We start from the raw sequence: 18126 nt of genomic DNA, 5'->3' as shown, positions 1-18126 counted from the left end.
AGCCGTACTCCACCTAGTTGTATCGGCAGTTAGTTTACTCCTCCTCTCGACTCACCCACCGCCCAATGAACTGCCCTTCCTGGGTGCCCGAAAACGACCGAAGGCGATACAAATCGCTCCCCTGTTTACCAGGCAAGACAGACTATTCTCTTCAAGAAAATCCTAACGGGACAACATTTTAAGAATCTTCCTATTGAAGTCTCACCAACAAACAAAGTAATAGCAACCATTCAAATCCACAGACTAATCAATAGTTTAAGAATGGTCTTATTGTAACGACCGGAGTGAAGACACAAGATTGCACCTCCAACTTTAGCAGGTACATGAAATGTCCAAACTTCTCAAAAGCATCGTCTCCATGGCTATCGCTGGCGCGGTCAGCACTTCCGCTCTCGCGGCAGACGGCACCATCAACTTCACCGGCGAAATCGTCGCTGCATCCTGCAAAATCGACGGCGGTGCTGGCACCAGCGTTGGTGGTGACAAGGGTAACCAGAACATCGATATCAGCCTCGGCAAGGTCAGTGTCGACTCGCTTAGCTCTACTGGTGCCGGCGGCATCGTCGGCGGTAAAGGCATCAACCTGAACCTGGATTGCGGCAACAGCGCAGCCAAACTGAAAACCGTCAAGCTGCAATTCGACCCGAACAGTGGCTCCGGCATCGACAGCAAGAACCTCTCGCTGCTGAAAGTCACCGGTGGCGCAGAGGGCGTGGGCATTGGTATTTATAACGGCAGCAACCAGCTGTTGAACCTCGCCGCGAACGAAACCATCGATGGCGAGCTGTCGACGAGCGGCGAAGGCGCAGATGTCAAGCAGACCGCCAAGCTGAACCTGCGTGCAGGTTATGTGGCGAACGGCGCGCCGGTCAAAGCTGGTCCTGCAAACGGCACCCTGCCGTTTACCTTGACCTACGAGTAACCCCCGCGCCACAGGGAGGGGCCTGCGCCCCTCCCTCCGACCTGGAGCCGCTATGAAAACCTCATTATTGACACGTCTTGCACTCGCCAGTGCCATGACGCTCTCTGCGTCGATGGCCAGTGCCGGCATTACGCTGGATGGCACCCGCGTCGTCTTTGCTGCGCCAGCCAAGGAAACATCCGTCGTCGTCAGGAACCAGGGTTCGAACGACATCATGGTCCAGTCCTGGGTCGAGCCAGATAGCAGCGGGCCCGCGACCGACATACCGTTCGCCATCACCCCTCCCCTCGTTCGCCTTGGAGGCAACAAGCTGCAAACCCTGCGCATCCTCTATCAAGGCCAGGGGCTGCCGACCGACAAGGAGTCTGTGTTCTGGCTGGCCGTGCAAGAGATTCCGCAAAAAGCCAAGGACCAGAACAGCCTGCAGATCGCCATCCGCCAGCGCATAAAACTGTTCTACCGGCCGGCTAACCTGCCGGACACCGCCGCCAATGCGGCCAAGAGCCTGCAATGGAAGCTGGTGGAACAAGGCGGCAAAACCGCGCTTTCGGTGACCAACCCTTCCGCGTACCACGTGTCCTTTGCTGGTAGCACTGTAGAGCTGCGCACTGGCAAGGGTGCTGGCCCCCATACCGTTGCCGCAGAAATGCTCGCGCCGGGAGTAACACGCGTCGTCGCGATCAAAGGTTCGCCCAGCCTGAGCTCCGGAGCCGCAACGGTGGAGTTCGACAGCATCAACGATTACGGCGGGCTGGACCACATCACCAGCAAGCTTTCCAACTAACGAAAGCCCAGCAGTCGTTCGCGCCGCTCGCCAGAACGCAAAGCTTTACCTATTCGACTTTTTACTCAGGTCAGTGCCTCGGCTACCCGATGCATGATCGAAAGGATTCCGCATGCCCATTTTTCAGAGAGAGCTCAGCTTCAGGATCGCCCGACGGGCGTGCGCGACCTGCCTCATGGCAGTGGGGCTGACCTCGAAGCTGTCCGCCGCAGAGGTCGAATTCAGCGAGTCCTTTCTGAAAATGGAGGGCGCTCCGGTGGACCTCAAGTATTTCGAGAAAGGCAGCGCCGTTCCGCCGGGCTCCTACAGCGTCGACCTCTACCTGAACAACGTGCTGATCAAGCGCCAGGAGATCACCTTCAGTGCCGACGCATCCGGGCAGGCCAAACCCGTCCTTTCGCTCGGGCTGCTCAAAGAGCTCGGGCTCAACGCGGGCAAAGCCCAGCAGGACGGGCTTATCGCCGCCGACGCCAAGGATGAGCTGCCGTTCGACGTCAGTTCCCAGATCGCCGGCGCCGCGGTGGACTTCGATGTCACCAACCTGGCATTGCAGCTCAGCATTCCGCAGGCCTACGTCCAGCGCTATTCCCGTGGGTATGTCGACCCATCGGTCTGGGACGACGGCATCACTGCCTTCTACAGCGACTACCAGGCCAACTTCAACCGCAATACCAACCAGGGAACGAAAAGCGACTACCACAACCTGAACCTGCGCAACGGCTTCAATATCGCCGGCTGGCGCTTTCGCAACGAATCCGCCATGACCGGCGGCACCGGCATGAAAAACGAATTCAAGAGCAACCGTACCTATCTGGAACGCGATGTGCGGCGCCTGAAAGGCAAGTTTTCGATGGGCGAGCTGTACACCCCCGGCGAGATCTTCGACAGCGTGCGTTTTCGCGGCGCCCAGATCGCTTCGGACCTCGGCATGCTGCCTGACAACGAGGTTGGCTACGCACCTGTGATCCGCGGCATCGCTGAAACCAATGCCACCGTCGAAGTACGGCAAAACGGTTACGTGATCTATTCCGCTTCGGTGCCGCCTGGCGCCTTCGAGTTCACTGACATCTATCCCAGCGGCTCCAACGGCGACCTGCAGATCAAGATCATCGAAGCGGATGGCCGGGTACGCGAATATCAGCAGTCCTATGCCTACCAGCCGGTCATGACCCGGCGCGGCAACCTGCGCTATAGCGTCACTGCCGGTGAATATCGCTCCACCGACCAACCGTCACCGTCGTTCACCCAAGGCACAGCGGTCTACGGTGTGACGGATAACCTCACCGGCTATGGTGGTGCGCTGCTCGCGCAAGACTATCGCGCCGTCAACCTTGGCGCGGGCGTGAACTCCAGCATCGGCGGCATTTCCTTCGACGTCACCAGCAGTGAATCGAAAACCCTGAACGGCAGGACCAACAAGGGGCACAGTGCGCGCTTCCTGTACTCCAAGACGCTGAACGCCACCGATACCACCTTCACCATGGCCGGCTACCGCTACTCCACCGAAGGCTATCGCAGCTTCAGCCAGCACGTGGACGACCTCATGTATCAGGAGCGTGCCGGCTTCAGCGCACAAAAGAGCCGAATCAACCTCCGGGTGAACCAGAGCCTGTCACAGCGAGGCTCGCTGTATCTGAGCATGGATGAAACCAGCTACTGGAATCAGCAAGGCCGTACGCGCAACTGGCAATTTGGTTATGGCAGCAGCATTGCCAGCGTCAGCTACAACCTGGCGGTGTCACGCACCCAGAGCGATCCCATGAACGGCGGTTCGGATACGCAACTCACCGCCAGCGTCAGCCTGCCGCTGGGTGGAAGAGGCAGTTCTCACCGCCTTTCCAGCAACGCCATCAGCTCGAGCAAGGGCGACTCTTCGCTGCAGTCGAACGTGTCCGGCTACCTGGACGACCAGGCCACCCTCAGCTATTCGGCACAGGCTGGTCACAGCAAAAGAAACGGCAGTACGGCTGGCGCCGGCCTGGACTGGGATACCCCTGTCGCCAAGCTGCGCGGTGGCTACAGCCAGGGTCGCGATGACAAGCATATCGACCTGGGTGCTTCTGGCTCTCTGCTGGTGCACAGTGGCGGCGTTACCCTCGGCCAGCCGCTTGGCGAGACCTTCGGCCTGCTGGAAGTTCCGGATGTCGATGGCGTCGGGGTATCCGGCTGGAGCGGCGTACGCACCAATGGCAAGGGTTACGCGGTAGTGCCCTACATGCAGCCTTATCGTTACAACTGGCTGAACCTGGACACCCAGACCCTGGGGACGGATACCGAGATCAACGAAACCTCCAAGGTGCTGGTGCCGACCCGTGGTGCCATCGTCAAGACGACCTACACCGCCCAGACCGGTCGCCGCCTGCAGTTCGTCCTGCGTGCAGAGAAAGGCGGCACCATCCCCTTCGGCGCCCAAGGCTACGACGAGCAGGGCAAGCCCCTGGGCATGGTCGACAACCTATCGCGCCTGCTGGTCTTCGGCGTTGCCGACCAGGGCCGACTGGAAATTCGCTGGGCCGAGGGTTCCTGCACGGTGGACTACGCACTCCCGGCGGCAAACAAGGAGCTGGCATACGAACGCGTGGATGGCCTTTGCCGGGCCTTGTGAGCACCGTAAACGCCCCTCGCAACGAGGGGCCGGCAAGGGGATATGCACAGAACGGCAACGGACAACCCAAATCTCCCCCCAAAAAAGCCCCGAATTATCGGGGCTTTTTTTGCTTCACGCCCAAGGCATGAAACCATCTTCAGCAAGCCAGTATGTGTGCCTGCGCTCCAATCCTGCCGACCGTGCTTTGTATACAGCCACATCAGAACGGTCGTCTTGCCTTGAATGCCGTAGCGCGCCTGAGCCTCTTTAGACTCGGCTCCTTTTCAACCTGGTCGACGACCGGCAATTTAATAGTCAGCGTGTAATCACGCTGACAGCGCCGTTTTCTCGCTTCCAGTACGTCCTCCTGAAAAGAGATCAGAAGGTGTGAACCTTATTCAGGAAAGGACAGACACAACCGACACCAAATTCCGGGCAAAAAAAAATCCCCGTATCTTTCGATACGAGGATTTTCAGTATGGTCGGGGTAAGGGGATTCGAACTCCTGACATCCTGCTCCCAAAGCAGGCGCGCTACCGGACTGCGCTATACCCCGGTAAAAAAAAGGCACCTTTTAAAGGCGCCTTCTGCGAACAGAGCTTTTGGCGTCTGATCTTAAGATTCGATTCCAGCGAGCTGGTCTCAAAAATGGTGGGTCGTGTGGGATTCGAACCTACGACCAATTGGTTAAAAGCCAACTGCTCTACCAACTGAGCTAACGACCCAAATATGGTCGGGGTAAGGGGATTCGAACTCCTGACATCCTGCTCCCAAAGCAGGCGCGCTACCGGACTGCGCTATACCCCGGTTTGAAATTGGCTCCGTGACCAGGACTCGAACCTGGGACCCAATGATTAACAGTCATTTGCTCTACCGACTGAGCTATCACGGAACTGAACATTTCAATTTACAGCTTTTACAGCAGGCTTTTATTTCTAGAAGCCTCCTCGTTGACCCTGTCCGTATCGCTACGTTCGTGTCTCTGAGGCGCGCTATTCTACAATCTTAAAAACCTCTGTCAACCCCCTAAATTGCTTTCAAGACAATGATTTGCAACTTATTTCAGTTTTTTCCTCGGGGAGGAAAAACCCTTGGGGTGACTTACTGCGGGGCGCACTTTACAAGCCTTTGCCTTACAGTTCAACGCCCTATGCAAAAAAAGGCCTCGCAATGCGAGGCCTCCTTCCCAATGACACCCTATTTGGATCAGGCGAAGACGATTTCGTCGTTTTCCACCTTGGCCGTCACAGTGACTCCCGGCAGGAAACTGCCAGACAGAATCAACTGCGCCAGCGGGTTCTCGATCCAGCGCTGGATCGCTCGTTTGAGCGGGCGCGCGCCATAGACCGGGTCGTAGCCCACGGCAATCAGTTTGTCCAAGGCCTCGCCACTCAGCTCCAGCTTGAGCTCTCGCTCCGCCAGGCGGCCGCGCAGGCGGCCCAGCTGGATCTCGGTGATGCCGGCGATCTGGTCCCGAGCCAATGGCTCGAAGATCACCACTTCGTCGATCCGGTTGATGAACTCCGGACGGAAATGGCTCGACACCGCATCCATCACCGCCGCCCGCTGTGCTTCGCGATCCCCCACCAGTTCCTGGATCTGCACCGAGCCCAGGTTGGAGGTCATGACGATCACCGTATTACGGAAATCCACGGTACGCCCATGGCTGTCCGTCAGGCGGCCGTCTTCCAGCACCTGCAGCAGGATGTTGAACACGTCTGGATGGGCCTTCTCGACCTCGTCCAGCAGGATCACCGAATAAGGCTTACGACGCACCGCCTCGGTCAGGTAACCGCCCTCCTCGTAGCCGACGTAGCCTGGAGGCGCACCGATCAACCGAGCCACGGAATGTTTCTCCATGAATTCGGACATATCGATCCGCACCATCGCCTCTTCGGTATCGAAAAGGAATTCGGCCAGCGCCTTGCACAACTCGGTTTTACCCACACCGGTCGGGCCTAAGAACATGAACGAGCCACTTGGCCGGTTCGGATCGGACAACCCGGCACGGGAACGCCGCACGGCGTTGGCCACCGCCACCACGGCTTCGTTCTGGCCGATGACACGCTGGTGCAGCAGGCTTTCCATCTTCAGCAGCTTGTCGCGCTCGCCTTCGAGCATCTTCGACACCGGAATACCGGTCCACTTGGACACGACCTCGGCGATTTCCTCTTCGGTCACCTTGCTGCGCAACAGCTGGTTCTCGCTTTGGCCATGCTGGTCGACCATCTGCAGGCTGCGCTCCAGGTCCGGGATCACCCCGTACTGCAACTCGGCCATGCGGTTCAGGTCGCCTTTGCGGCGCGCGGCTTCCAGTTCCTGGCGGGACTGCTCGATCTTCTGCTGAATCTGCGCCGAACCCTGCACTTCGGCTTTCTCCGAGGTCCAGACTTCTTCCAGGTCGGCGTATTCGCGCTCCAGGCGGGTGATTTCCTCCTGGAGTTTCTCCAGGCGCTTGATCGCCGCTTCGTCGTCTTCCTTCTTCAGGGCCTGGGACTCAACCTTCAGTTGAATCAGGCGCCGCTCAAGACGGTCCAGCACTTCCGGCTTGGAGTCGATCTCCATGCGGATACGGCTGGCAGCTTCGTCGATCAGGTCGATCGCCTTGTCCGGCAGCTGCCGATCGGTGATGTAGCGATGACTGAGCTTGGCCGCGGCAATGATCGCGCCGTCGGTGATCGCCACCTTGTGGTGCACCTCATAACGCTCTTTCAGGCCACGCAGGATGGCGATGGTGTCTTCTTCGCTCGGCTCATCCACCAGGACTTTCTGGAAGCGCCGCTCGAGGGCCGCATCCTTCTCTATATATTGGCGATACTCGTTGAGCGTGGTGGCGCCGACACAATGCAACTCGCCTCGGGCCAGGGCCGGCTTGAGCATGTTGCCCGCATCCATCGAGCCTTCGCCCTTGCCGGCGCCGACCATGGTGTGCAGTTCGTCGATGAACAGAATGATCTGCCCTTCCTGCTTGGAGAGCTCGTTGAGCAGGGATTTCAGGCGTTCTTCGAACTCGCCGCGGTACTTGGCGCCCGCGATCAGCGCGCCCATGTCCAGGGACAGCAGGCGCTTGCCTTTCAGGCCGTCCGGCACTTCGCCATTGATGATGCGCTGGGCCAGGCCTTCGGCAATCGCGGTTTTACCCACGCCAGGCTCGCCGATCAGCACCGGGTTGTTCTTGGTCCGGCGTTGCAGCACCTGGATGGTCCGACGGATTTCGTCGTCACGGCCGATCACCGGGTCGAGCTTGCCGTCTTCGGCGCGCTTGGTCAGGTCGACGGTGTATTTATCCAGGGCCTGGCGCGACTCCTCGACGTTGGCGTCATTCACCGCCTCGCCGCCACGCAGGTTATTGATGGCGTTTTCCAGCGCTTTCTTGCTGACGCCCTGGCCCAGCAGCAATTTGCCGAGCTTGCTGTTTTCGTCCATGGCCGCCAGCAGCACCAGCTCGCTGGAGATGAACTGGTCGCCCTTCTGTTGCGCCAGGCGATCGGCCTGGTTCAGCAGGCGCGCCAGATCCTGCGACATGTTCACGTCGCCGGTGGGATTCTGGATTTTCGGCAAGCGGTCGAGCTCTTTGCTCAACTCCTTGCGCAGGCTGTTCACGTCGAAGCCCACTTGCATCAGCAGCGGCTTGATCGAACCGCCCTGCTGCTCGAGCAGGGCCTGCATCAAGTGCGCCGGCTCGATGGCTGGGTGGTCGAGGCCGACCGCCAGGGATTGAGAATCGGATAATGCCAGCTGCAGCTTGCTGGTTAATCGGTCTATACGCATTAGTCACCTTCCTTTTGAGCAGGTCGGAGCGATGGACACACCTAAATAGAGAAACCTGCCAGATACCCCTGTAGATGCGGTCGATTCTGGAAGATTCAAGCCTGTCGAGCTTGACACAGGTCAGAAGAGTCTAGCGTTCCAGCCAGATCAGGGAAGCGAAGCGCCCGGTACGCGGGCTGCGGCGGTAGGAATAGAAACGCGGATCGCTCACGGTGCAGAAACCACCGCCATACACGGCCGTGACGCCGCATGCCGCCAGGCGCAGGCGGGCCAGCGTATAGATGTCAGCCATAAGCTTGCCGGGATTGTGGCTCGGCACAAAGGCCTGCTCGGTGTGCGGCAAGTGGCGGACGAACGCCTCACGGACTTCCGGCCCGACTTCGAAGGCTTGCGGACCGATGGCCGGCCCCAGCCAGACCAGTACATCCTCAGGCGCAACCTTCAGGCTAGCGAGCGTCGCCTCCAGCACTCCGGCCGCCAACCCGCGCCAACCGGCATGGGCCGCCGCCACACGAGTACCGGCGCGGTCGCAGAACAGCGCTGGCAGGCAATCGGCGGTCATGGCGCTACAGGCGATTCCGGGCGTGGCCGTCCAGCTGGCATCGGCGGTGGCGACGACGGACGGATCCGCCTCGACCACATCAATACCGTGGACCTGCTTCAGCCAGGCTGGCTGTATGGAGAAATGATCGGTCAGGCGGCGGCGGTTTTCGGCTACTGCCTGCGGATCGTCGTCGACATGATCGCCCAGGTTGAGGCTGTCGAACGGCGCCAGGCTGACGCCGCCCGCACGGGTGGTGACGCAGGCTTTGACCCCGGCCGGCGCAGGCCAGTCAGGAATCAGCCAGTCACTCATCCGACGAAGGCCTCGCGGTCCTGCTTGAGCAGGGTCAGCAGCCAGACGAAGTCTTCCGGCAGCGGCGACTCCCAGCTCATGCGTTCACCGGTGGTCGGATGATCCAGCTCCAGGAAACGCGCATGCAGCGCCTGACGCGGGAAGTGCTTCAGGGATTCGACCATGGTCGGGCTCGCCGCCGGCGGAATGCGGAAGCGGCCGCCGTAGGCCGGATCGCCGACCAACGGGAAGTTGATGTGCGCCATGTGCACGCGAATCTGGTGGGTACGACCGGTTTCCAGCTTGACCCGCACATGGGTGTGGGAACGGAAACGCTCGAGCACGCGGTAATGGCTGACGGCCTGCTTGCCACCTTCCATCACGGCCATGCGCTGGCGCTGCTGGCCATGGCGGCCGATCGGCGCATTGATCTTGCCACCGGCGGTGACCACACCGATCACGATGCATTCATAGATGCGGCTGACGCTGCGGCTCTGCAACTGGGCAACCAGCTGGGTCTGCGCCTGGATGGTCTTGGCCACCACCATCAGACCGGTGGTGTCCTTGTCCAGGCGATGGACGATGCCGGCGCGCGGCACGTTGATGATGTCCGGGACATGGTGCAGCAGGGCATTGAGCAGCGTGCCATCGGCGTGACCGGCGGCGGGGTGGACCACCAGGCCGGCAGGCTTGTTGATGACCAGGATATCGTCGTCTTCATAGACGATATCCAGCTCGATGTCCTGAGCGATCCATTCTCCCTGAGCTTCCTGCTCGGCGGTCAACTCAAGAACCGCGCCGCCATGGACGATGTCTCGCGGGCGGATAACCGCTCCATCCACAGTCAGGCGGCCGTCTTTGATCCAGGCGGAAAGGCGCGAGCGCGAGTGCTCAGCGAATAATTGGGCGGCGACTTGATCGAGGCGTTGGCCGCCCAGTTCGGACGGCACCTCTGCGCGAAGTTCAATTTTATCGGACATGCTCAGACTAGGCGTCGGCACAGCCTTTGGTTTCGGCTGCGCGCTTGTGGTTAAATACGGCGTCTTTTGCCCCGAGGCTTTTTCAACGGGGCGCTCATCATAACAGGACGGCCCCGCCCAAGACAGCGGCCGTCATAGGGACGCAAGCCGCCATGCAAGTGAAACACCTGCTGCTGATCGCCATCCTCGCACTGACCGCTGCTTGCTCATCGAAGGAAGTCGTTGACGAAAACCTGAGCGAGGTCGAGCTGTACCAGCAGGCGCAGACCGACCTGGACAACAACAGCTATACCAGCGCCACCGCCAAGCTCAAGGCCCTGGAGTCGCGTTATCCGTTCGGCCGCTACGCGGATCAGGCACAACTCGAACTGATCTATGCCAACTACAAGAACGCCGAGCCGGAAGCTGCCAAGTCCGCCGCCGAGCGTTTCATCCGCCTGCATCCACAACACCCGAACGTGGACTACGCCTACTACCTCAAGGGCCTGACCTCCTTCGACCAGGACGTCGGCCTGCTGGCGCGCTTCCTGCCGCTGGACATGACCAAGCGTGACCCGGGTGCCGCGCGCGACTCCTACAACGAGTTCGCCCAGCTCACCAGCCGCTTCCCGAACAGCCGCTACGCGCCGGACGCCAAGCAGCGCATGATCTACCTGCGCAACCTGCTGGCCTCCTACGAAATCCATGTGGCCGACTACTACCTGACCCGTCAGGCCTATGTAGCCGCCGCCAACCGTGGCCGTTACGTGGTGGAAAACTTCCAGGAAACCCCGTCGGTGGCCGATGGCCTGGCGGTGATGACCGAGGCTTACCAGCGTCTGCACCTGGACGAACTGGCCGCCACCAGCCTGGAAACCCTGAAGCTCAACTACCCCGATCACCCGAGCCTGGTCGACGGCCAGTTCGTGCCACGGGTCGCCGAGGCGGACAACCGCTCCTGGCTGAGCAAGGCCACCCTGGGCCTGATCGAGTCCCGTCCACCGCTGCCGCCGGGAGAAACCCGCGCCAACCAGGACGTGATGAAGCAATACCAGGACGCCAAGGACGCAATTCCGGCCGAGCTCAAGCCTAAAGACGCCAATGGCGACGCTGTCGAAGAAGAACAGCACGAAGCCGAAGGCAACAACAGCGATCGCTCGTGGTTCAGCTACATGACCTTCGGCGTGTTCGACTGACACCGCCGCGGTTAGCCAAAAGGGAGACTTTCGAGTCTCCCTTTTTTTGTCCGCGGATTTCAGCGCTGATTGCACTGTGCGCCCGACATGACCTTGGCTAAACTGCCGGTTCCTCACTCACATAGCTGGCTACCATGCTTCGTTTACTGTTCTGGATCGCCCTGATTGCTGCTGCGGTATGGCTCTGGCGCAAATTCAAGCAGCCCGCCTCCGGCACCGCTGCTCCCCGCGAACCCAGCACCACGCCCATGGTGCGCTGCGCCCATTGCGGCGTGCACCTGCCCCGTGACCGGGCGCTGAGCCTCGAGCAACAGTGGTATTGCAGCCAGGCCCACCTGGAGCAAGGCCCGATCTCCCGCGATCGCTGAGCCTCGACCGGCAGTGGTGCAGATGACGTCGAAAGCGCGTTGTTTGCACCGCTGAATAATTCGCTACAAAAAAGCCTCCAGCCCACCCTCGTCCCATATCCGGCCGGCAACCCTCGGCAAACCGGGCATATGCCCTGCACATCATCCTGAACCCGGCCAAACAACCCGGCCCTGAGCAGGGCCAACGACCTCAAGCCTGCCTAGACTTCACGACACGCCAGGATGGCGGGTGCTCTCGCACCTCTTTCGCTCACGGATGAAGCAGTAAGCAGCATGAGCCCACAGCAAAAAGTCCTGATCGTCGATGACGATCCAGGCATTCGCGAATATCTGGAAATCAGCCTCGGCCGGATGCAGCGCCATACCCGTAGCGCCCGCACCCTGGGTGAAGCGCGTCACTGGCTGGCCCGGGAAGGTTTCGACCTGTGCCTGAGCGACCTGCATCTGCCCGACGGCACGGGGCTGGAATTACTCGAGCATATCCAGCGCCACCGGCTGCGAATGCCACTGGCCATCCTCAGCACCTGCGCCCGCCAGGAAACCGCGGTCCGGGTCCTGAAGGCCGGCGCCATCGACTTCCTGAGCAAACCCGTGGCCCTGGCCCGCTTGCGCGAGCTACTGAACGGCGCCCTGCCCAAATCGATACCACCGAAGCCTGTTACTGGCCCCTTGCTGGGCAATTCGACCGCCATGCACAAACTGCGTGGACAGATCCACAAACTGGCCCAGAGTCAGGCCTCGGTCTATATCAGCGGAGAGTCCGGCAGCGGCAAGGAACTGGCCGCCCGTGCGATTCACGACCAGGGACCACGGGCCAGCCAGGGCTTCGTGCCGATCAACTGCGGGGCTATTCCGCCGGAACTGATGGAGAGCGAGTTTTTCGGCCATCGCAAAGGCAGCTTCAGCGGTGCCGTCGAAGACAAACCCGGCCTGTTCCAGGCAGCGCACGGCGGCACCCTGTTTCTCGATGAGGTGGCCGATCTGCCACTGGCAATGCAGGTCAAATTGCTCCGTGCGCTCCAGGAGAAGGCGGTGCGCTGTGTCGGCGGACAGCAGGAGGTCCAGGTTGATGTGCGTATTCTCTGCGCCACCCACAAGACGCTGCAGACGGAAGTGCATGCCGGGCGCTTTCGCCAGGATCTCTACTACCGCCTCAACGTGATCGAACTGGCGGTGCCACCGCTACGGGCGCGCAAGGCTGATATCGAACCCTTGGCCACAGCCATCCTCGAGCGCCTGGCACAGGGCAACGGCCAACAGTTGGCGCGGCTCCAGCCAGGCGCGCTGCTGGCACTCCAGGGCTACGACTTTCCCGGCAACGTGCGCGAGCTGGAGAACCTGCTCGAACGGGCGCACACCCTGTGCGAGAACCGGCAGATCGAAGCACGCGACCTGCAACTGACACCAAACGGCGCACACCCGGCCATCGCGCCCGGCCCGGCACAGGTGATCGACCTTGAAGGTTATCTGCAGGAAGTCGAGCGCCGGCTGATCCTCCAGGCCCTGGAGCACACCCGCTGGAACCGCACGGCGGCGGCCCAGCGCTTGAGCCTGTCGTTTCGTTCGATGCGCTACAGGCTGAAGAAACTCGGCCTGGATTAGATGCGCCCACTGGGCGCATAAGGCGCCGGGTCGATGATCGGCTCCCGGCCCAGCATCAGGTCGGTGAACAGCTGGCAGGACGCGGGCGCCAGGACCAAGCCATTGCGGTAATGCCCGCAGTTCAGCCACAGCCCCTCCAACCCCGGCACCGGGCCGATATAGGGAATGCCTTCGGGCGAACCCGGACGCAAGCCCGCCCAATGCCCCACCACCTCGGCCTGCGCCAGTGCCGGGATCAACTCGATGGCCGAAGCCTTCAGGCTTTCCAGGGCCGATGCGGTCGGGGTCTTGTCGAAGCCTTCGTGCTCCAGGGTGCTGCCGATCAGGATATGGCCGTCGCGCCGGGGAATCGCATAACGCCCCTTGGCCAGGACCATGCAGGAAAGAAAGTCCGAGGCGCACTTATAGAGAATCATCTGGCCTTTGACCGGTTCCACCGGCAATGCCAGGCCCAGGCTCTTGAGCAATTCGCCGCTCCAGGCTCCTGCCGCCAGCACCACCTGGTCGCCACGGATTTCGCCCAGGGAGGTCTGCACCCCGAGGACTCGCTCACCTTCGCGGATAAACCCGCTGACTTCGCAGTGCTCGTGAATGGTCACCGCCGGCAACGCCGACAGTGCGGCCTTCAGCGACTTGACCAGGCGCGGATTGCGCACGTTGGCCACGTCGGCCATATAGATCGCCCGCGAAAAACCGCCGCCGAGCACCGGCACCGCGTCATGAGCCACTGAGATATCCACAGCGCTCAATGGCCGCTGTTCGCGCCGGGCCCAGGCCAGCGCTTCGGCTTCGTCGTCCAGGTCCAGCCAGTACAGGCCGGTGGTATGCACTTCAGGATCGACACCGGTGGTGGCGAACAGGTGTTCGGCCAGCTGTGGATAAAAGTCCTGCGACCAATGCGCCAGCGCCGTGACTGCCGGGCTGTAGCGCCAGGGGTAGAGCGGCGAAACGATCCCACCGCCGGCCCAGGAGGATTCCTGGCCGACATTCGAGCGCTCGAGCAGCACCACCTGCTGCCCGGCGGACGCCAGGTTGAACGCGGTCAGCAGGCCGATCACTCCACCGCCGACAATCACCACTTGCTGTTGCTTTGCCATAGTCCAGTCCAGGAAGAAAAAACACCGGGCACCGCCAGCACCCGAGAAGGTTGCTCAGCGTCCCCAGCAGTCTTTGCTGGTCACCCCGTCGGCCATATTGTTGTTGCCCATGGCACCGGTGTGGCTAAGGGTGAACTCGCCGCACTTGTCGCCGGCCATCATGCTCTCGCTTTTCGGCGTCGCGGTCAGGGTGAAGCTCTGGTCGGCCAACACTGGCGTGATGCTGTAGTCATCGTTGCCGGCACTGAGGCCCGGAGCGTTGCTGTAGACACCGCCCTTGGAGTGGAAACGCTCGAGGCTCTGCGCCTGCTCCGACAGCAGGCCGGCGATTTGCGTGCGATGGGTTTTCTTCACGTACTCGGTGATGCTGGGAAGGCTCAGGGTGACGACGAGCCCGATGATCGCAATCACGATCATGATTTCGATCAGGGTAAAACCTTGGTTGGATCTACGCATGCCTCACTCTCACTTACTGTATTTGTCGCCACATGATGCGGCGGCTGCCACCGCCCGGTTTCTCGACCAGGGAGGCAATACCGCCGCCGGAATCGCTGACAATTTTGCGGGTAGCGCGGTTAAGCACAGCGCTCAACGCAGGAATGCCGCCGGTGAAAATGACACCGCTGGAAGGCGTGTCCAGGCCATCGACCACTTCGTCGCCGTTGGTGTCGAGCACCGCGTCATCGAGCATCTTACCGCTGAATGCCTCCAGCTCGACCAATTTGCCGTTGCCCGCGCTGGAACAAGGGTCACTCGCCTCGACGGCAGCGGTGCTGAAGACAATGCGACCCGCCACCAGCGTGGCCGGGTTGATGACCCGCTCACCGCTCGACGCCTCCCCCAGCGGCAGGTACCAGCCCTGCTCGGCCGGATAACTGACGTCCGCCTGGGTGCTGGTGATATAGGAACCCGCACTGCCGGCAAACAGCCCGGTGATCGCTTGCGCCTGCAGGTCAGCCACGCCGATCCGCCCCACCCCGCCCGGGGCATCCCAGACCGCATAGAAGCCCTGGGCGTCCTTGCTGCGCTTATCGGCCAGTTCGCTGAGCTTGCCGGTGCCAAACAGCACCAGCTTGCCGCCCTCGGGATGATCCACCAGCAACGGCTGCGCGGTGATCGGCTGGGTCGCGCCACCCGGAGCGCTGAACAGCGGAGCACCGCCAAAGGCCAGGCCCCAGCTGTCCGGCGCCGAACCGCTCAAATCGAACTTCCACAGATGGCCCTGGAGGTCGCCACCATAGGCCGCCTGGACCACATTCTGGCTGTCCACCTGCAACTTCACCGAGGACAAGCCGTTCTCCTGCCCATCGCCATCGACCGGGATTTTGCTGATCAGCGAGCCATCGCGAATATCCACCACATACAAGGCAGCGACCCCGGAATGGCTGCCATAACCATTGCCGATGAAGGCCGCCCAGCGCCCGTCGGCCAAGCGTGCCACTTCCGGGCGGGCGTAGGCATAACCCAGGTCATTGAACGGGTGATTGATATCGGCTAACGCAGGCGCGGCGATTTCCCACAGCGCCTGGGGCGTATTGCCGGCCTGGCCATACAGCTGCACCGCGTAAAACGCCTTGCCGCCGGCTCCCGTGCCCGCCAGCGCCAGGGTTGCCCAGGCCGTGCCGAGCTGGGCATCGACTACCGTCACCGGTCCATCGGCCAGGAACCGGTGACGATCGCCATTGGCATAGCCGGGGTCGGCGATGTGATGCAGCAGCGGCAAGGCACTGGAGGGCATATAGGCGTAGCGACGCCGGCCATTCTCCGCGTCGATCAGCGAAAGCAGGCCGTCATTGGCGTTGACCAGCAAGCTCGGGGTCATGCCTTGGGCCTTGCTCGCCAGGTAGGCGCTGTAGTCGCTGTCGCCCTGCAGATCGGCGGCGTCCTGGGCGGTCGGCGCCGCCATGACCAGCGGCGAGTTGACGATGTCCCCCAGCAATCGGGTACGCACCTTGAGCCCTGCCCTGTTAGCCCCCTGGCTCCAGGCCAAGAGATCGGCTGCGCTGATGCCGGGCGGCAGATCCTGGGCGAGCGCGGCCTGCTGCGCGCCGGACAGCTGGTCATGGCGCAAGGCAACGGCGGTCCGAGTGGCGCTGTTCCAGGCCTGGAAGATTCCCGGCGATGCATCGGGAACCAGGGTCGAGTCCGTGCTCCATAGCGGCGTGCTGGTATCGACCGCGCCGGCGGGGCTGATGCCGTACGCCCTGATGGTGCCGTGCCAATCGCCGGGGTCATAAGACGCCTGGAAATAACTCGAACCGCTGGCCAGCCCGGCGGCACCCGCAGTGGTGCTCCCCGCCTGGGCCGCGGAAGCCGAAACCTCGCCCAGAGCCGAGGCCAGTGCCGCGTCGAGCCCCAGCTTGTCAGTCACCGGGTAGAACTTGCCCCGGCCATAGTTCGCCGCATCCGCCAGCATGGGGTACTGCGCGTTGAGACCGATGGTGTAGGTGTTCATGTGCTGTTGCGCGAAACCCGTCGAATCCCAGCTTTTCCCCGCGATATCCAGGCCCGCTGCGCGCATGTCGATATCCACCGCCAGCTTGGCGATGTCATCCAGATACAGGCTGCTGCCCTCCTCGTTGCCGCCAGGATCAATGCCGTCATTGGGCACTCCATCCCAATCTGGCAGGCTGGCCGCCCCCTGGGGTTCACGGGAGGGAAAACTGTGGTCGTAACTGGGCAGGCCATCGGTCACCACCAGGCCGTAATTGCGCTGGCAGCGGTACTGGATCGGGCTGCCATAGGTGGACGGAGAGCTGTTGTAGTAAGGCGTCAGGCCCCGAAAATAACGACTGATCTCGTAATAGGTTTCCGCCAGCGGCGCCTCGGCCGAGGCCCTGAGCCCGCCGATGGCGGACAGCAATGCCTGGTAGTTTGCATCGGCCTGAGCCTGGCTGACCTGGTCGCTGACTGGTGCCAGATCGCTGATGGCGCGCACGATACGCCCGCCCGGCGCCAGATCGCCGCCTGCTGGCGGGTTGAAGCTCGCCAGGCCGATGCGCAGCGCGCGGTTGTCAGCCACCAGCTTGCTGGCGGCCTCACGGACCAGGGCCATCCGGTCCTGAGCGGGAATCGAGCCATCGGTGAAATCCCGATCACGGCCGTCGGCCAGGGCAAGCAGATAGGCCAAATAGGCGGCCGAATAACGGGTGCTGCCGCGCCCAGCCGGATCTGGCAGCTTGAGGCACTGTGGCCGGGCATTGTCGCGGTAGAACCCGACATAACCGCTGGCGCAGCCCGCCTGGCTCAGCGTTGAAAGGGCCATCGAATCCGCGCTCGGACTGGCTCCGGGCAGGCACTCGCCCGCCTGCATCCGGCAGGGGCTGAGCGGCGCCCGCGCCAGCCCGGGATCGAAGCCAGGGGCATAGACGATGCTGTTCATGCTCTGCGAATCGTCGAGCAGCAACATCACATTCGGCGCCACCGCCGCCGCATTCGCCAAGGGCGCCTGGGCCGGGGTGAAACCATAGGCTGGAGCACTCAGATACAGGCCCAGTAAAGCGCCAGCCAGCAATCCCCCAGGCCTTTCAGTACTTGGCATAGATGCTCTCCAGCACACTGCGCGAATGGCCGGCCAGCCCGACGGCAGTCACCCGGTACAGGGTCGCGGAAGTGTTGCTCGGCACATTGACCGCCCCCAGCGCCGTACCGATGTTCTGCACGCCGTAAAAGCCATTATCGGTGGCGATCCAGGTCACGCCCGAATGGCCGTTGTGGCCCGCGGCGCTGATGACCGCGGACTCGCCGGGCGGCGCGCACTGGCCGCCGGTACAGACCGGCAACGAATAACTGTCCTGCTGCACCGCGCTCTCACCGATGCGCAGGGCCATCTCCGCCGCCTGGAACGACTGGTTGCGCAGCCACAGGCCGCCGGACATCTTTTCCTGCAACGTGGCGTTCTGCATCGACGAAATGCCAATCAAGGTCAGCAGCAACAGGAACACCAGGCTCATCAGCAGCGCCATGCCGCGCTGCGCCCCGGGAGCCGTTCGATACGAAGTCATC

The 18126-nt window shown here is 61.8% G+C and carries 13 protein-coding genes, 4 tRNA genes and 1 pseudogene; 6 read left to right on the top strand and 12 right to left on the bottom strand.

All coding sequences use genetic code 11. The features are described 5' to 3' along the window. Nucleotides 1-328 precede the first annotated feature (328 nt). The 3 genes from PVZ80_RS26090 to PVZ80_RS26080 all read left to right on the top strand — a co-directional run bounded on the left by PVZ80_RS26090 (nucleotide 329) and on the right by PVZ80_RS26080 (nucleotide 4311). On the top strand, nucleotides 329-922 hold the full coding sequence (locus PVZ80_RS26090) for a fimbrial protein (RefSeq protein WP_273864760.1): 594 nt from the start codon (nucleotides 329-331) through the stop codon (nucleotides 920-922). A 52-nt stretch (nucleotides 923-974) separates the two neighbouring features. After that, entirely contained in the window at nucleotides 975-1706 is a 732-nt protein-coding gene (locus tag PVZ80_RS26085) for a fimbrial biogenesis chaperone (RefSeq protein WP_053269960.1), read from the top strand. Nucleotides 1707-1818: 112 nt separating this feature from the next. Then, nucleotides 1819-4311 carry a fimbria/pilus outer membrane usher protein gene (locus tag PVZ80_RS26080; RefSeq protein ID WP_053269961.1) on the top strand — a complete coding sequence of 831 codons (2493 nt, stop codon included), beginning with the start codon at nucleotides 1819-1821 and terminating at the stop codon, nucleotides 4309-4311. 158 nt (nucleotides 4312-4469) lie between these two features. On the opposite strand, the pseudogene PVZ80_RS26075 reads toward PVZ80_RS26080, so the two are convergent. From PVZ80_RS26075 to rluD, 8 genes and pseudogenes are all read right to left on the bottom strand, one after another. Beyond that, nucleotides 4470-4651: pseudogene (locus PVZ80_RS26075) on the bottom strand (IS3 family transposase); the annotation flags it as partial. Nucleotides 4652-4772: 121 nt separating this feature from the next. Next, nucleotides 4773-4849 (bottom strand) — tRNA-Pro (locus tag PVZ80_RS26070). Nucleotides 4850-4942: 93 nt separating this feature from the next. After that, a tRNA-Lys gene (locus tag PVZ80_RS26065) sits at nucleotides 4943-5018 on the bottom strand. Nucleotides 5019-5023: 5 nt separating this feature from the next. Continuing rightward, nucleotides 5024-5100 (bottom strand) — tRNA-Pro (locus PVZ80_RS26060). Between the two features lie 9 nt (nucleotides 5101-5109). Then, nucleotides 5110-5185, bottom strand: a tRNA-Asn gene (locus PVZ80_RS26055). 314 nt (nucleotides 5186-5499) lie between these two features. Further along, nucleotides 5500-8064, bottom strand: coding sequence for an ATP-dependent chaperone ClpB (clpB, locus tag PVZ80_RS26050; protein ID WP_009050931.1), 2565 nt, complete (start codon nucleotides 8062-8064; stop codon nucleotides 5500-5502). Nucleotides 8065-8194: 130 nt separating this feature from the next. Beyond that, on the bottom strand, nucleotides 8195-8920 hold the full coding sequence (pgeF, locus tag PVZ80_RS26045; RefSeq protein ID WP_009050932.1) for a peptidoglycan editing factor PgeF: 726 nt from the start codon (nucleotides 8918-8920) through the stop codon (nucleotides 8195-8197). Continuing rightward, complete coding sequence (rluD, locus tag PVZ80_RS26040; protein ID WP_009050933.1) at nucleotides 8917-9879, bottom strand: 23S rRNA pseudouridine(1911/1915/1917) synthase RluD; 963 nt, start codon at nucleotides 9877-9879, stop codon at nucleotides 8917-8919. The genes pgeF and rluD overlap by 4 nt, the downstream gene beginning before the upstream one ends. Before the next feature lie 152 nt (nucleotides 9880-10031). Between rluD and PVZ80_RS26035 the strand changes: the two genes are divergently transcribed. From PVZ80_RS26035 to PVZ80_RS26025, 3 genes are all read left to right on the top strand, one after another. Beyond that, nucleotides 10032-11054 (top strand): outer membrane protein assembly factor BamD, encoded by a 1023-nt coding sequence (locus PVZ80_RS26035; protein ID WP_009050934.1) that lies wholly within the window; start codon nucleotides 10032-10034, stop codon nucleotides 11052-11054. 134 nt (nucleotides 11055-11188) lie between these two features. Continuing rightward, the gene (locus PVZ80_RS26030) at nucleotides 11189-11422 is read left to right on the top strand and encodes a PP0621 family protein (RefSeq protein WP_007924721.1); all 234 of its coding nucleotides are present in this window, start codon (nucleotides 11189-11191) and stop codon (nucleotides 11420-11422) included. A gap of 273 nt (nucleotides 11423-11695) precedes the next feature. Beyond that, nucleotides 11696-13024, top strand: a complete 1329-nt coding sequence (locus PVZ80_RS26025; RefSeq protein WP_273864759.1) for a sigma-54-dependent transcriptional regulator — start codon at nucleotides 11696-11698, stop codon at nucleotides 13022-13024. Here the strand turns inward: PVZ80_RS26025 and thiO are convergent. From thiO to PVZ80_RS26005, 4 genes are read right to left on the bottom strand one after another with little or no spacing between them, the layout of a single operon-like run. Then, nucleotides 13021-14121, bottom strand: a complete 1101-nt coding sequence (gene thiO, locus PVZ80_RS26020; RefSeq protein WP_101283616.1) for a glycine oxidase ThiO — start codon at nucleotides 14119-14121, stop codon at nucleotides 13021-13023. The two genes, PVZ80_RS26025 and thiO, sit on opposite strands and share 4 nt — an antisense overlap. Nucleotides 14122-14175: 54 nt before the next feature. Then, nucleotides 14176-14577, bottom strand: a complete 402-nt coding sequence (locus tag PVZ80_RS26015; RefSeq protein ID WP_009050937.1) for a type IV pilin protein — start codon at nucleotides 14575-14577, stop codon at nucleotides 14176-14178. Nucleotides 14578-14590: 13 nt separating this feature from the next. Continuing rightward, on the bottom strand, nucleotides 14591-17662 hold the full coding sequence (locus tag PVZ80_RS26010; protein ID WP_273864758.1) for a pilus assembly protein: 3072 nt from the start codon (nucleotides 17660-17662) through the stop codon (nucleotides 14591-14593). Next, on the bottom strand, nucleotides 17649-18125 hold the full coding sequence (locus PVZ80_RS26005; protein WP_273864757.1) for a pilus assembly PilX family protein: 477 nt from the start codon (nucleotides 18123-18125) through the stop codon (nucleotides 17649-17651). The genes PVZ80_RS26010 and PVZ80_RS26005 overlap by 14 nt, the downstream gene beginning before the upstream one ends. Between the last annotated feature and the right edge of the window lies 1 nt (nucleotide 18126).

The sequence above is a fragment of the Pseudomonas sp. B3G-3 genome (genome assembly GCF_028640915.1).
In the GTDB taxonomy this organism is placed as follows: Bacteria; Pseudomonadota; Gammaproteobacteria; order Pseudomonadales; family Pseudomonadaceae; genus Aquipseudomonas; species Aquipseudomonas chlororaphis_I.
Note: the sequence above shows the minus strand (reverse complement) of the source record. Positions and strands in the feature narration are given on the sequence as shown.

Coding starts and splice junctions, on each gene's coding strand:
- PVZ80_RS26085 (WP_053269960.1), top strand. CDS start 975: ATGAAAACCTCATTATTGACACGTCTTGCACTCGCCAGTGCCATGACG.
- PVZ80_RS26010 (WP_273864758.1), bottom strand. CDS start 17,662: ATGCCAAGTACTGAAAGGCCTGGGGGATTGCTGGCTGGCGCTTTACTG.
- PVZ80_RS26030 (WP_007924721.1), top strand. CDS start 11,189: ATGCTTCGTTTACTGTTCTGGATCGCCCTGATTGCTGCTGCGGTATGG.
- PVZ80_RS26090 (WP_273864760.1), top strand. CDS start 329: ATGTCCAAACTTCTCAAAAGCATCGTCTCCATGGCTATCGCTGGCGCG.
- clpB (WP_009050931.1), bottom strand. CDS start 8,064: ATGCGTATAGACCGATTAACCAGCAAGCTGCAGCTGGCATTATCCGAT.
- PVZ80_RS26080 (WP_053269961.1), top strand. CDS start 1,819: ATGCCCATTTTTCAGAGAGAGCTCAGCTTCAGGATCGCCCGACGGGCG.
- PVZ80_RS26025 (WP_273864759.1), top strand. CDS start 11,696: ATGAGCCCACAGCAAAAAGTCCTGATCGTCGATGACGATCCAGGCATT.
- PVZ80_RS26005 (WP_273864757.1), bottom strand. CDS start 18,125: ATGACTTCGTATCGAACGGCTCCCGGGGCGCAGCGCGGCATGGCGCTG.
- pgeF (WP_009050932.1), bottom strand. CDS start 8,920: ATGAGTGACTGGCTGATTCCTGACTGGCCTGCGCCGGCCGGGGTCAAA.
- thiO (WP_101283616.1), bottom strand. CDS start 14,121: ATGGCAAAGCAACAGCAAGTGGTGATTGTCGGCGGTGGAGTGATCGGC.
- PVZ80_RS26035 (WP_009050934.1), top strand. CDS start 10,032: ATGCAAGTGAAACACCTGCTGCTGATCGCCATCCTCGCACTGACCGCT.
- rluD (WP_009050933.1), bottom strand. CDS start 9,879: ATGTCCGATAAAATTGAACTTCGCGCAGAGGTGCCGTCCGAACTGGGC.
- PVZ80_RS26015 (WP_009050937.1), bottom strand. CDS start 14,577: ATGCGTAGATCCAACCAAGGTTTTACCCTGATCGAAATCATGATCGTG.